Annotated in this window: 12 protein-coding genes; 9 read left to right on the top strand and 3 right to left on the bottom strand. The window is 69.2% G+C overall.

The window, feature by feature from the left end; genetic code table 11:
• Positions 1–44: 44 nt before the first annotated feature.
• The 4 genes from AC07PZ_RS16080 to AC07PZ_RS16065 all read left to right on the top strand — a co-directional run bounded on the left by AC07PZ_RS16080 (position 45) and on the right by AC07PZ_RS16065 (position 4,949).
• Positions 45–470 carry a hypothetical protein gene (locus tag AC07PZ_RS16080; RefSeq protein ID WP_495296134.1) on the top strand — a complete coding sequence of 142 codons (426 nt, stop codon included), beginning with the start codon at positions 45–47 and terminating at the stop codon, positions 468–470.
• A 99-nt stretch (positions 471–569) separates the two neighbouring features.
• Positions 570–1,493 carry a non-homologous end joining protein Ku gene (ku, locus tag AC07PZ_RS16075; protein ID WP_495296102.1) on the top strand — a complete coding sequence of 308 codons (924 nt, stop codon included), beginning with the start codon at positions 570–572 and terminating at the stop codon, positions 1,491–1,493.
• A 2-nt stretch (positions 1,494–1,495) separates the two neighbouring features.
• The gene (gene ligD / locus AC07PZ_RS16070; protein ID WP_495296101.1) at positions 1,496–4,027 is read left to right on the top strand and encodes a DNA ligase D; all 2,532 of its coding nucleotides are present in this window, start codon (positions 1,496–1,498) and stop codon (positions 4,025–4,027) included.
• 118 nt (positions 4,028–4,145) lie between these two features.
• On the top strand, positions 4,146–4,949 hold the full coding sequence (locus AC07PZ_RS16065) for a pseudouridine synthase (RefSeq protein WP_495296100.1): 804 nt from the start codon (positions 4,146–4,148) through the stop codon (positions 4,947–4,949).
• A gap of 46 nt (positions 4,950–4,995) precedes the next feature.
• Here the strand turns inward: AC07PZ_RS16065 and aqpZ are convergent, their stop codons facing one another.
• Positions 4,996–5,739, bottom strand: coding sequence for an aquaporin Z (gene aqpZ, locus AC07PZ_RS16060; protein WP_495296099.1), 744 nt, complete (start codon positions 5,737–5,739; stop codon positions 4,996–4,998).
• 140 nt (positions 5,740–5,879) lie between these two features.
• Here aqpZ and AC07PZ_RS16055 point away from each other — a divergent pair, with 140 nt between their 5' ends.
• From AC07PZ_RS16055 to AC07PZ_RS16045, 3 genes are all read left to right on the top strand, one after another.
• The gene (locus AC07PZ_RS16055; RefSeq protein WP_495296098.1) at positions 5,880–6,539 is read left to right on the top strand and encodes a response regulator; all 660 of its coding nucleotides are present in this window, start codon (positions 5,880–5,882) and stop codon (positions 6,537–6,539) included.
• Positions 6,536–7,894, top strand: a complete 1,359-nt coding sequence (locus AC07PZ_RS16050; RefSeq protein WP_495296097.1) for a sensor histidine kinase — start codon at positions 6,536–6,538, stop codon at positions 7,892–7,894. The genes AC07PZ_RS16055 and AC07PZ_RS16050 overlap by 4 nt, the downstream gene beginning before the upstream one ends.
• Positions 7,895–8,046: 152 nt before the next feature.
• The gene (locus AC07PZ_RS16045; protein ID WP_495296096.1) at positions 8,047–8,406 is read left to right on the top strand and encodes a hypothetical protein; all 360 of its coding nucleotides are present in this window, start codon (positions 8,047–8,049) and stop codon (positions 8,404–8,406) included.
• 48 nt (positions 8,407–8,454) lie between these two features.
• On the opposite strand, the gene AC07PZ_RS16040 is transcribed toward AC07PZ_RS16045, so the two are convergent.
• Positions 8,455–9,183: an alpha/beta fold hydrolase gene (locus tag AC07PZ_RS16040; protein WP_495296095.1), complete on the bottom strand. Its 729-nt coding sequence runs from the start codon at positions 9,181–9,183 to the stop codon at positions 8,455–8,457.
• A gap of 123 nt (positions 9,184–9,306) precedes the next feature.
• Positions 9,307–10,251 (bottom strand): helix-turn-helix domain-containing protein, encoded by a 945-nt coding sequence (locus AC07PZ_RS16035; protein WP_495296094.1) that lies wholly within the window; start codon positions 10,249–10,251, stop codon positions 9,307–9,309.
• 302 nt (positions 10,252–10,553) lie between these two features.
• Between AC07PZ_RS16035 and htpG the strand changes: the two genes are divergently transcribed.
• Both htpG and AC07PZ_RS16025 read left to right on the top strand, forming a co-directional pair.
• A complete protein-coding gene (gene htpG / locus AC07PZ_RS16030; protein ID WP_495296093.1) occupies positions 10,554–12,599 on the top strand; it encodes a molecular chaperone HtpG in 2,046 nt (681 codons plus the stop codon).
• Between the two features lie 165 nt (positions 12,600–12,764).
• Positions 12,765–13,670: a helix-turn-helix domain-containing protein gene (locus AC07PZ_RS16025; protein WP_495296092.1), complete on the top strand. Its 906-nt coding sequence runs from the start codon at positions 12,765–12,767 to the stop codon at positions 13,668–13,670.
• Positions 13,671–13,743 lie beyond the last annotated feature (73 nt).

The raw sequence follows: 13,743 nt of genomic DNA, 5'->3' as shown, positions 1-13,743 counted from the left end.
GCAGCCCGCGGCGCACCGCGGTTTACCTGGTGTGGGTGCTGGTGATGGCGCTGTTCTTCGCGAACGCCGAGATCCAGATCGAGGGCGGCGCCGGCTGGGCCACCAGCCTGCCGACCTGGCGCATCGAGCACCACTGGCTGCTCGACCTGTTCTGGGGCGGCCGCGCGATGACCGGCTACCACGCCTGGGTCTTCACCTTCATGGCGCTGGCCTTCTTCGCGCCGCTCGCGTTCCAGGGCCGCTGGACCTGGCGCGACGCCGGGCTGGCGCTGGTCGGCCTGATCGTGTTCTGGGTTGCCGAGGACTTCCTCTGGTTCCTGATCAATCCGGCATGGGGCTGGGCACGCTTCGATCCGGCGCTGGCCACCTGGCACAAGCACTGGCTGTTCGGCGCGCCGGTCGACTACTGGGCCGGCCTGGCGCTGGCGGCGCTGATCCTCTGGTTCAGGCACCGCCGGCCGAGAAACTGAACGGCGGCTGCCGACCGCAGGACTGCCGCACAACCTACAGCGCCGAACCGCGCGCGCGCAAGACTGGTCGGCCCCATTGGCTCCAGCGAGGTTCAGTTCATGGCAAGCGGCAGCCGCGTCCTCTGGAAGGGCGCCATCACCTTCGGCCTGGTCCACATCCCGGTCGGCCTGCACACGGCCAGCACCGAGCAGGGCATCGATTTCGACTGGCTCGACAAGCGCTCGATGGACCCGGTCGGCTACAAGCGCATCAACAAGAAAACCGGCAAGGAAATCGACCGCGAGAACATCGTCAAGGGCGTCGAATATGAAGACGGCCACTACGTGATCATCTCGCCCGAAGAGATCGAGGCCGCCTATCCGCGCACCACGCAGACCATCGAGATCCTGAGCTTCGTCGATGCTGCCGAGATCCCGTTCCTGTTCCTGGAGCGGCCCTATTACCTGGCGCCGATCAACAAGGGCCAGAAGGTCTATGCGCTGCTGCGCGAGACGCTGGCGCGCACCGGCAAGATCGGCCTGGCGAAGGTCGTGATCCAGACCAAGCAGCATCTGGCCGCGCTGGTGGCTTCGGGGCCGGCGCTGGTGCTCAACCTGATGCGCTGGGGCGACGAGGTGAAGCCGATGGACGGGCTCGACCTGCCGGCCGCAGGCGTCAAGGCGGCGGGCCTGAGTGCGGCCGAACTCAAGATGGCCGCGCAGCTGGTCGACGACATGTCGGGCCATTTCGATCCGGCCGAGTTCCAGGACGAGTTCAAGCAGGCGGTGATGGCATTGGTCGACAAGAAGGTCAAGGCCGGCAAGACCGAGACCGTGATCCAGCCCGAGGAAGAAGCGCCGTCCGGTGGCGCGCAGGTGATCGACCTGACCGAGCTGCTCGCGCGCAGCCTGAAGGGTGGCGGCAAGGGTGCGGACAGGACGGCGCGCGCCGCGCCCGCTGCCAGGAAGTCGGCGGCGCGCAAGACGTCGGCCAAGACTGCCGCGAAAGCGGCTGCGAAAGGTCCGACGCGCAAGGTGGCCTGACCATGGACGACCTCCTCAAGCGCTACCGCGAGAAGCGCAACTTCGCGATCACCTCCGAACCGGCCGAGGGCGGCGAACCGGGTGCCGACGGCGCACCGGTCTTCGTGATCCAGAAGCACTGGGCGAGCCGGCTGCACTACGACTTCCGGCTCGAGATCGACGGTGCGATGAAGAGCTGGGCCGTGCCCAAGGGGCCGAGCTACGACCCGAAGGACAAGCGCATGGCGGTGCAGGTCGAGGACCACCCGATCGCCTACAACCGCTTCGAAGGGCAGATCCCCGCGGGCCAGTACGGCGCGGGCAAGGTCATCATCTGGGACGAGGGGACCTGGACACCGATCGGCGACGCGAGCGCGGGCTGGCGCGACGGCATGCTCAAGTTCGAGATGCATGGCCAGAAGATGCGGGGCAAGTGGGCGCTGATCCGCATGAAGGGCCGCAACGAGAAGCAGCCGCCCTGGTTGCTGATCAAGGAGAAAGACGACTTCGTGCGCGCCGCGAGCGCGTTCAGCGTGGTCGACGAGATGCCGGACAGCGTGGTGCCTCTGCGCGATGCCGCCCAGGCGCCGACCCCGGGCCGCGCGGCCGGGCTTCCCGCCACGCTCAAGCCGCAGCTCGCCACGCTGGCCGACGGCGTGCCGGGCGATCCCGCGGACTGGCTCTTCGAGATCAAGTTCGACGGCTACCGGCTGCTCGCACGCGTCGAGGGCAAGTCGGTGCAGCTCTTCACCCGCAACGGCCACGACTGGACGCACAAGCTGCCGCATCTGGCGAAGGCGATCTCGCGGCTGCCGCTGAAGTCCGGCTGGCTCGATGGCGAGATCGTGGTCAATGGCGCGCGCGGCGTGCCCGATTTCCAGGCGCTGCAGAACGCATTCGACAGCAGCCGCACCGGCGACATCGTCTACCACCTGTTCGACCTGCCGTACCTCGACGGTCGCGACCTGCGCGAGGAGCCGCTGGACACGCGGCGTGCACTGCTGGCCCTGCTGTTCGAGAAGGGCGCGCCCGAGCCGCTGCGCTTCAGCGAGAGTTTCGATGCGAAGCCCGAGGACCTGATCGCCTCTGCCTGTCGCATGGGGCTGGAGGGCGTGATCGGCAAGAAGCGGTCGGCACCCTACGTGACGCGGCGGGCCGACAGCTGGATCAAGCTCAAGTGCGCGCAGCGGCAGGAGTTCGTGGTCGCCGGCTGGACCGACCCGCAGGGCTCGCGCAGCGGCATCGGGTCGCTGCTGCTCGGCGTGCACGACGCCGACGGCAAGCTGCAGTACGCGGGCAACGTCGGCACCGGCTTCGACCGCCAGTCGCTGGCCGAGGTCCGCAGGCGGCTCGACGCGGTGGCCGCGGCGAAGAGCCCGCTGGCCGCGAAGACCGACATCGACCGCAAGGCGCACTGGGTGCGTCCCGTGTTGCTGGCCGAAGTTTCCTTCGGCGAATGGACCGGCACCGGCCGCATCCGCCATTCGGTGTTCCACGGCCTGCGCAGCGACAAGCCCGCACGCGCCATCGTGCGCGAACAGCCGATGCATGCGGATGCCGGCGCGGACGCCGTCGGCAATCCCGCAAAGACCCGCCAGACCACGCGGGCCGCCAAGGCCGTGCGCACGCCGGCGGCAAAACCCAAGGGCGGCGACCAGCTGCCGGAAACCCCGATGTCCTCCTTGCATGTGACCCATCCCGAACGCGTCATCGACGCCTCGACCGGCTTCACCAAGCTCGACCTGGTGCGCTACTACGGCCTGGTGGCGCCGCTGATCCTGCCGCACCTGAAGGCGCGGCCGGTGTCGCTGGTGCGGGCGCCCTCGGGCATCGGTGGCGAGCTGTTCTTCCAGAAGCACCTGGAGGGCAAGATCCCCGGCGTGAAGTCGCTCGACCCGGCGCTGGACCCCGACCACGCACCGTTGATGGAGCTGCCGAGCGCGCAGGCGCTGCTGTCGGCCGCTCAGATGAACGTGGTGGAGCTGCACACCTGGAACGCGCTGAAGACCCGCATCGACAAGCCCGACCGCATGACCTTCGACCTCGACCCCGGCGAAGGCGTGGCATGGAAGACGATGCAGCAGGCCGCGGGCTTGATGCGGGTGTTCCTGCGGCAGCTCGGGCTCGAGGCCTTCGTCAAGACCAGCGGCGGCAAGGGGCTGCACGTGGTCGTGGCGATCCGGAAGCAGCATGGCTGGGACACGGTCAAGGCCTTCTCGCAGGCCGTCGTGCAGCATCTCGCCCGGACGCTGCCGCAGATCTTCGTGGCCAAGAGCGGGCCGAAGAACCGCGTTGGCAAGATCTTCATCGACTACCTGCGCAACGGTTTCGGCGCGACCACCGCTTGCGCCTGGTCGGCGCGGGCGCGGCCCGGCATGGGCGTGTCGGTGCCGATCCGCTGGGAGGAGGTCGAGTCGATCCGCAGCGGGGCGCACTGGACGGTGGCCGACATCCACCACCGGCTCGACGAAGGCAACGCACCCTGGGACGGCTACGCGCCGCAGGCGGTCGGCCCGGCCATGAAGACGCTGGGCTTCGACCCGAAGGCCGGCTGATCGCCGCAGGCCGACGCGCCGGCGCAGGCACCGATCGCACCTGGGATCGCGCACACGGATAATTGGCGACCCGCGCGCACGGCGCTTTCGGCCCTGCGCGCGTCCAACCATCCTTCGAATGACCGAGCCCACATCACCTCCTTCCGGCGCCGTGCGCCTCAACAAGCGCATGGCCGAACTCGGCATCTGCTCGCGGCGCGAGGCCGATCTCTGGATCGAGCAGGGCTGGGTCAAGGTCAACGGGCAGGTCGCGCCGATGGGCGTCAAGGTCACGCCGGCCGATCGCGTCGAGGTCGACAAGAAGGCACAGGGCCACCAGGCGACGCAGGTCACGATCATTCTTCACAAGCCGATGGGCTACGTGAGCGGCCAGGCCGAAGACGGCCACGAGCCGGCCGTGATGCTGATCAACCCGCGCACGCACTGGCGCGAGGACCCGAGCAGCAACCGCTTCTCGCCGCCGCAGACGCGCGGCCTCGCGCCGGCCGGGCGGCTCGACATCGATTCGGTCGGCCTGCTGGTCTTCACGCAGGACGGCCGCGTGGCACGCCAGTTGATCGGCGAGGACTCGGGCATCGAGAAGGAATACCTGGTGCGCGTGATCTGGGCGCCGCCGGGCAGCGCACCGGGCGCCGAGGTGACCACCGATGTGCAGCGGGCGTTTCCGCCGGCCCAGCTGGCGCGCCTGCGCCACGGCCTGAGCCTCGACGGCCAGCGCCTGAAGCCGGCCCGGGTCGACTGGCAGAACCCCGAGCAGTTGCGCTTCGTGCTGACCGAAGGCAAGAAGCGCCAGATCCGCCGCATGTGCGAGCAGGTCGGGCTCAAGGTCGTCGGCCTCAAGCGCATCCGCATCGGCCGCGTCGTGCTGGGCAACCTGCCCGCGGGCCAGTGGCGTTACCTGGGGCCGGACGAGCGCTTCTAGGGCGTCCAGGCTTCGGACGCCCGGGCGTCAGGCCCCGTCGGGCCCCTCAGGCCGCCGCGTCGCGTGCCAGCGTCGGATGCGGCTTGTACTCGCCGGGCGCGGACAGCAGCAGCCGGTAGATCAGCGCACCGATCGCGGCACCGACGATGGGCGCAACCCAGAACAACCAGAGCTGCGCGCTGGCATACGCCGGGCCGAACAGCGCCACGCCGGTGCTGCGTGCCGGATTGACCGAGGTGTTCGTCACCGGGATCGACACCAGGTGTATCAGCGTCAGGCACAGCCCGATGGCCAGCCCGCCGAAGCCTGCCGGATTGCGGACCGAGGTGGTGCCGAGGATCACGATGAGGAAGACGGCGCTGGTCACCATCTCGCAGACCAGTGCGGCCAGCAGGCTGTATTGCCCGGGCGAATGCGCGCCGTAGCCGTTGGTCGCGAAGCCGCCTGCGTCGAAGCCGGGCTTGCCGGACGCGATCAGGTACAGCGTGGCGCCGGCCGCGATCCCGCCCAGCACCTGTGCCACCACGTAGCCCGGCAGTTGCGCAGGCTTGAAGCGCCCGGCGATCGCGAGACCGACCGAGACGGCCGGATTGAAGTGGCCACCCGAGATGCCGCCGAACGCGTAGGCGCCCGTGAGCACGGTCAGGCCGAAGGCCAGCGACACGCCGGCGAAGCCGATGCCCAGGCCGGGGAATCCGGCAGCGAGGACGGCGCTGCCGCAGCCGCCGAAAACGAGCCAGAACGTGCCGATGAACTCGGCCGCCCACTTTTGCAAAGTGCTGTGTTCCATTCTTGTGAACTCCCTGATGTTGATGTGACTTGCCCCCCACGATGCGGTGCGGCGATTTATTCTAGGAATGGCCTCATCCGCACCTAACAAATTGTTGCTAGGCTGCGCAATTCCGTGATTTCGGGCTGTTGGGGGATGCCGTGCGCGCCTTGCTGGTGGAAGACGACGAAATGATCGGCCGCAGCCTGTCGCAGGCGCTCGAGGGCGCGGGCTGGTCGGTCGACTGGGTGCGCGACGGCGCGCTCGCCCAGAGCGCGCTGGCCGACGGCGGCTACACCTGCGCGCTGCTCGACCTGGGCCTGCCCAAGCAGGACGGCGCCGAGGTGCTGCGCCGTGCCCGCGAACGCGGCGACGCCACGCCGGTGCTGGTGCTGACCGCGCGTGGCAGCCTGGACGACCGTGTGCTGGTGCTCGACCTGGGCGCCGACGACTACCTGCTCAAACCCTTCGAGTTCCGCGAGCTGCTGGCGCGGATGCGGGCCATCGTGCGCCGGCGCGACGGCGCGGCGCACTCGGTGATCGGCAACGCCACGATGCAACTCGACCTGACCACCCGCGAGGTGCTGATCGACGGCGAGCGCGAGGCCCTGACGCAGCGCGAATTCGCGCTGCTGCATGCGCTGCTGGAGCGTCCGGGCGCGATCCTGTCGCGCGAGCAGCTGGAGAACCGCATCTACGGCTGGGGCGACGAGGTCACGAGCAATGCCGTCGACGTGCTCATCCACGGCATGCGGCGCAAGCTCGGACCCGACGCGATCCGCAACGTGCGCGGGCTCGGCTGGCGCGTTCCGTCCCGATGAGGTCGCCACTGCTGCGGCCCCGATCGCTGCGCGGCCGGCTGCTGCTCTGGCTGCTCACGCTGCACCTGGTCGCCGCGGGGCTGACCGGCTGGCTGGCCTATGTCGCCTACGGGCGGCTGGTCGATCACTTCATGGACGACCAGATGCGTCTCGTCGCCGATTCCTACGCGGCCAATCACAAGCCGGCGCAGCTGCAGCCGCTGGCCGCCGCGGCCGACCTGGACCGCGGCGCCTTCGTGCTGCAGATATGGAGCGCCGACGGCACCACGCTGCTCGCGAGTTCATGGCCGGCGCTGCAGGTGCCGCTGCAGGCCAGACCCGGCTTCCACGATGTGAGCGACGGCGTGGACCAGGAGGGCGGTTGGCGCGTGTACACCGCCGCGCCACCCGACGCGCGCGTCGGCCGGCCGCGGGTGCAGGTGGTGCAGAGCGACCGCTTCCGGCAGCAGCGCGTGGTGCGGCGCGCGCTGCTCGAAGGGCTGCCGATCGCGCTGCTGCTGCCGATCGCGCTGTTGCTGCTCGGCCTCATCGTGTCGGCCGCCTTGCGTTCGTTGGGCGACGTGGCGCGGGAGCTGGGGGAGCAGGATGAACACCACCTGCGCGATCTGTCGGTCGCGCGCGTGCCCGACGAGATCGCGCCGCTGGTGAACGCGTTCAACGGCCTGCTGGCGCGGCTGCGGGCCGCCTTCGCCACGCAGCGCCGCTTCGTGCAGGATGCGGCGCACGAGTTGCGCAGCCCGATCGCCGCGATCGCCCTGCAGATCGAGAACCTGCGCCCCCATCTGCCGGCCGGCGAGGCCGCGGCGCGCTTCGCCCAACTGGAGGCGGGCGTGCGGCGCACCAGCCACCTGGTGGAGCAGCTGCTGTCGCTGTCGCGCCAGGAGGCGCTCCCGCCGACGCGCGGCGAGCCGGCCGATGTGGTGGCGCTGCTGCGCGAGAGCGTCGGCCAATTGATCGTCCTGGCGGACCAGCGCGGCGTGGACATCGGCTTCGACGGCCGCATCGCGCCGCGGGTCGACGCGCCTTCGGGCGAACTCCGATGCGTGTTCGACAACCTGATCGACAACGCGCTGCGCTACAGCCGGCCGGGCAGCACGGTGGACGTGCGCGTGCATGAGGCCGAAGGGCAGGCGGTGGTCGACGTGATCGACCAGGGCCCCGGCATTCCGCCCGAATGGATGGACCGCGTGTTCGACCGCTTCTTCCGCGTGCCCGGCTCCGGTGTCGGCGGCAGCGGGCTGGGGTTGGCCATTGCGCAGGCGGTGGCGGTTCGCTACGGCCTGCGCATCGTGCTGCGCAATCGCGATGCGGAAGAGGGCGGCCCGGGCCTGGTCGCACGCGTGTACCTGGGCTGATCGCCGGCCCCGCGAGGGCGCTCGCAGGGCTAATTCCCGGCTCATTTTTCGCTCACTTTGCGCTCACTCTGCATGCCTAGAGTGGCGTCCAGGTCATCCGCAGGCATGCCGTCTGCGGATCGAGACCGGCATCCATCCTCGAGGAGATCAACATGCAAGTTTCCAATCGCATTCTCGCCATCGGCGCACTGGCCTTCGCCGCAACGGTGGGCAGCGCGGCCGCCTCGGCACAGGCCTGGAATGGTGGCGGTTCCGAAGCCATCGGCCAGTCGACCAGCCAGGCGCTGCTGAATTCCACGATGTCCTCGGACGAAGTGCAGGCCTCGGCCGTGGCCGCCGCCCATCCGACCGGCACCGAAGCGACCGGCCAGTCCACCAGCATGGTCATGCCGGCGTCGAACATCTCCAGCGACGAGGTGTACAAGGGCGCCTTCGCGGCGTCGCACCCGACCGGCACCGAAGCGATCGGCCAGTCGACCGCCATCGCCATGCCGCGTCCGGCCGGTTCCTGAGCCGGTTGGGCGGTCGACGGCAGCGGCCTCGGGCCGGCCGTCGTGCGTTCAGTCGCGCCCGGCCGCCAGGATCGCCGCCGCCAGCACCGGTGGATTGGTGAACCACGTTTCGTGGCTGCCGTCGCACTCGACCAGCCGGAACAACCCGAGGCGCTCCGACAGCCGCGGGTGCCAGCCCAGGCTGTGCGGCAGCGCCGTGTCCTGGCGGCAGTTGACGTATGACTTGCCCACGGTCAACTCGGCCAGCGGGTGCGGCAGACGCGCCGGATCGGTGAAGGTCCGGTAGGGGTGCGGATTGAGCGTGCCGAAGCTCTCGGTTGCCAGCGCCAGGTCGGCATCGTTGATGAAGGCTTCGCGCCAGACCGGGAAGGGCAGCATGACCGCGTTGCCATTCGAGGCCGCGACGGCGTCGAACATCTGCACATAGTGCGCCGGCACCAGGTCGTTCAGGCATTCCCCGTCGAGCGGCACGAAGGCGTTGACGTAGACCAGCCGTCGCACACGCGGCGACAGCCGCTCGGCCGCGCCCGAGATCACCATGCCGCCATAGCTGTGGCCGACCAGCCGGATGTGCTGCAGGTCATGCTGCTCGACGAACGCGACCAGCGATGCGATCGCCTCTTCGAGGCCGATGGTGCTGCGGTCGTCGCCGGGCCGGTTGCCGGCCAGCGTGGGGCAGTGGACGACATGGCCTGCCGCCCGCAACTGCGCGGCAGTGGGCTCCATTTCGGCACCGGTGTGCCAGGCGCCGTGGACGAGAACATAGGTTTCGGACATCGCAGTCTCCAGTGGTGAAGACCGGACTCTAGGTTTCGCGGCGGCTGCCGGATGGCCGGATCGCGCCACACCGGTGGCCGGATGCTGCCAGCGGTCGCCGCCGGCTCAGTGCCCGCCGTCGGCTCAGCGTCCGCGGCGGATCTGGGCGGGTGTTGCGCCCAGCCGGCTGCGGCAAGCGCGCACGAAGTGCGAGGCGTCCAGCAGGCCGACGCGCCGGCCGATCTCCGCCACGGTGAGCCGGTCGAAGCGTGCGTCGGCCAGCAGCCGCCGCGCCACCGCCATGCGGCATTCCATCAGCTGTTGCGCGAAGGTCTGGCCGCCGGCGGCCAGGTTGCGGTGCAGCGTTCGCGCGGAGATGCCCAGCCCCGCGGCGACCACGGCGGCCGTGAGTCCGGGTTCTGCATGGCGCTGGCGCAGGGCATCGACGATGCGCGCGCGCAGCGCGTCGTTCGGCGCGCCGGCTGCGGACGCGCCGTTGCCCGATGCGAGGGCGAGCAGGGCGCCGAGCTGGTCGCTCAGCAGCGTGGCAGGCAGTGGCGGCGCGAGCGCCAGTTCGGGTGTGAGCTGGCGCGCCACCGCGCCCAGTGCGCAACCCCATCCGGTCTGCCCGTCGATGCGCTGGCCGAGCAGTCCGTCGACGTGTGGCAGCCAGGTTGCGACCCAGTCCGGCCGCAGTTCCAGCGAGACCGTGTTCGCGCTCTCCGTGAAGTGGAATTCGTAGCGCCGCCGCGAGTCGACGAGCAGCAGGTCGCCCGGCAGCAGGCGCGCCCGGGTCTGTTCCTGCGCCGCAGTCCATACGCTGTCGGACTTGTACAGCAGGAAATAGCTGTGCTGGCTGGCGCGCGCGATGGCCGTGCGGGTGCGGTAGACGTCCTGCGCACCGCCGAGCACACGGTGGATGCCCACCGGACCCCAGTCCACCGAGTCGAGGCTGGAATGGAAATCGGCGCTGATCGCGCTGGTCACCGTCATCTCCAGGAAGCCTTCACAGATGGCGCCCACCCAGTAGTCCAGCCGTTGCGCCGGCGGCACGGCCTGCGTCGACCAGTGGCGCATCGCGGCGGGCATGGCGGGTGCGGAGTGCGGCATGACGGCGGGCACGGGCGGTGCGGTGGAGGAGATGACGGAGGCGGGCCGATGGCGGGTGGTTGCGGGCGAGGGCCGCCGAGACGCGAATTCTGCCTCCGGCGGCGGCCATGCGGTAGGGGGGCGAGGCGGGGACCCGGCGCCGCGGCGAGCCGCTGCGGCGCCGGCTTGTTTTCCTGGCGGCCGACCTCATGTGGCTGCTGTCGCCGTGGCCGCTCCCAGAGGATGCGCGGCGGATATTCGTAGAATTTTGACCATCCGATTTTTGTTTTCCCCCCCGAGACATGGCCAACACCACTTCCACCAAGCTCCCCTTCCAGGCCGAGGTCGCGCAGCTGCTGCACCTCGTCACGCACGCGCTGTACTCGAACAAGGAGATCTTTCTCCGCGAGCTGATCTCCAATGCCTCCGACGCCTGCGACAAGCTGCGCTTCGAGGCGATCAACAACGCCGCGCTGTATGAAGACGCGCCCGAACTCGCGGTGCGCGTGTCCTTCGACAAGGACGCCAAGACGATCACCATCGCCGACAACGGCATCGGCCTGTCGAAGCAGGAAGCCATCGACAACCTGGGCACGATCGCCAAGAGCGGCACCAAGGACTTCATGAGCAAGCTCAGCGGCGACCAGAAGGCCGACGCGCAGCTGATCGGCCAGTTCGGCGTGGGCTTCTATTCGGGCTTCATCGTGGCCGACCGCATCACGGTCGAATCGCGCCGTGCCGGCCTGCCGGCGGACCAGGGCGTGCGCTGGGCCAGCACCGGCACCGGCGACTTCGAGGTCGACGACATCGAGCGCCCGGTGCGCGGCACCAGCGTCACGCTGCACCTGCGCGACGAGGCCGAGGAATACCTCAACGCCTGGAAGCTCAAGTCGGTCATCGCCAAGTACTCCGACCACATCTCGCTGCCCATCCTGATGGAGAAGGAAGAGTGGAAGGAAGGCGAGAACGACCAGCCCGGCGACATGGTCAAGACCGGCGAATGGGAAGCCGTCAACAAGGCCAGCGCGCTGTGGGCGCGCAGCAAGAAGGACGTCACCAAGGAAGAGTACGAGGCCTTCTATCAGAACATCGGCCACGACTTCGACCCGCCGCTGACCTGGAGCCACAACCGCGTGGAAGGCAGCACCGAGTACACGCAGCTGCTGTACATCCCGTCGAAGGCGCCGATGGACCTGTGGAACCGCGACAAGAGCGCGGGCGTGAAGCTCTACGTCAAGCGCGTCTTCATCATGGACGATGCCGAGGCGCTGATGCCCAGCTACCTGCGTTTCGTGAAGGGCGTGATCGACTCGGCCGACCTGCCGCTGAACGTCAGCCGCGAGCTGCTGCAGGAAAGCCGCGACGTGAAGGCGATCCGCGAAGGCAGCACCAAGCGCGTGCTGTCGATGCTGGAAGACCTCGCCAAGAAGCAGAAGAGCGCTGCCGAGGCGGCCGCCGGCAAGATCGACGTCGGCTCCGGCGAATCGGTGCCCGCGCCCGAGCCGACCGAGGTCACCGACGTGGTCGACAAGAAGGACGCGACCCTTCCCGCAGCCGAGGCGGCGGCCGAGTTCGCCGGCGATGAGGACGCGGGCAAATACGCGAAGTTCTATGCCGAGTTCGGCGCCGTGCTCAAGGAAGGCCTGGGCGAGGACACCGCCAACCGCGACCGCATCGCCAAGCTGCTGCGCTTCGCCTCCAGCACCACCGACACGGTGAGCGTCGGCTTCGCCGACTACAAGGCGCGCATGAAGGACGGCCAGGACGCCATCTACTACATCACCGCCGACACGCTGGCCGGTGCGCGCAACAGCCCGCAGCTCGAGGTCTTCAAGAAGAAGGGCATCGAGGTGCTGCTGATGACCGACCGCGTCGACGAATGGGCACTGAACTACCTGACCGAATTCGACGGCACGCCGCTGCAGAGCGTGGCCAAGGGCGCGGTCGATCTCGGCAAGCTGCAGGACGAGGCCGAGAAGAAGGCGGCGGAAGAAAGCGCCGAAGCCTTCAAGCCGGTGCTCGACCGCCTGAAGGAAGCGCTGAAGGACAAGGCCGGCGACGTGCGCGTGACCACGCGTCTGGTCGATTCGCCCGCCTGCCTCGTGGTGCAGGACGGCGGCATGAGCACGCAGCTCGCCCGCATGCTCAAGCAGGCCGGCCAGCCGGCGCCCGACCTGAAGCCGGTGCTGGAGGTGAATGCCGACCATGCGCTGGTGAAGAAGCTGGCCGATTCGGCCCACTTCGACGACCTCGCGAACATCCTGTTCGACCAGGCGCTGCTGGCTGAAGGCGGCCTGCCGGAAGATCCCGCGGCGTACGTGCGACGGGTGAACGCGCTGCTGGTCTGACGGCCGGGAGGGTGGTGCGGCCGGCAACCGGGCCGCGCCGCCCGCCCGGCCATCCGGGGCGCGGATGGTCTGGAATATGCTTGGCCTGCATTCGACGCGAGGATCGGCGGCACACCGTTTGCCGGACTCGCCACCGCCAGCGACATCCTCCGACCCCTGACTTCCATGCCCCTGCCGCGCGCCCTCGATCATCTGGAACATGCGTGGGGCATGCGCTGCGCCGGGGCGCTGGTCGACCTGCCTGCCACCGGCGCGTCCATCCTGCGGTGGACCCGCACGACGGCCAGCCCCTTCGAGTTCTCGATGGTGAGCCCGCCCGACCTGCTGCTGCTCACGATGGTGTTGCAGCCGATGCAGGCCTGCTCGCACATCGATGACCAGGAGGTGTGGACCGGTCCGATCCGCGGCGGCAGCGTCAGGCTGATCCAGACGAATGCCGACAAGCGCGCCGGGTTCAGCACGTCGAGCCCCTTCGACCTCCTGCACATCCATCTGCCCCTCAGCGGATTGAAGACCGCGGCGCGCCGCTTCGGCATCGAATTCAACGGCTTCCAGGAAGGCGTCGGGCCGCTCTATCGGCCCGACGACATCGGACGGTTGCTGGGCACCCAGTTCGTCGGGGCGCTCAGCGACGCCGGCTCGGCCGGGCGCATGTATGCGGACGGCATCGCCCAGTCGCTGGTGGCGCATCTGCTGCGCAACTACGAACAGGTGACGGGCCGCGCGCAGCGGGCCGTGGCCGAACACGAGGGCCTGCAGGCCGCCTTCACGCATGTCGAACGGCATCCGAACGAGACGCTCGGGGTGGCGCGGCTCGCCCGGATCGCGGGCATGAGCGAGTTCCATTTCGCGCGCCAGTTCAAGCAGCGCTACGGCGTGACGCCGCATGCGCATCTGACCGCGTCCCGGCTGCGCCTGGCCAAGGCCGATCTGGCGTTCTCCGACAAGAACATCCTGCAGATCGCGATGGACTGCGGCTTTTCCGACTCCAGCCATTTCGCCCGGCTGTTCCGCAAGGCCGAGGGCGTGACGCCGCTGGGCTACCGGCAGGCGCAGCAACGGCGCGCCTGAGCGCGCCATTGAGGCCAGTGCCGCGGCAGCGGCACAGCAAGAACATGCTGTCCACCCAGCAGGATTGAACGAG

The organism is Variovorax sp. GW821-FHT10B04, assembly GCF_059415645.1.
Note: the sequence above shows the minus strand (reverse complement) of the source record. Positions and strands in the feature narration are given on the sequence as shown.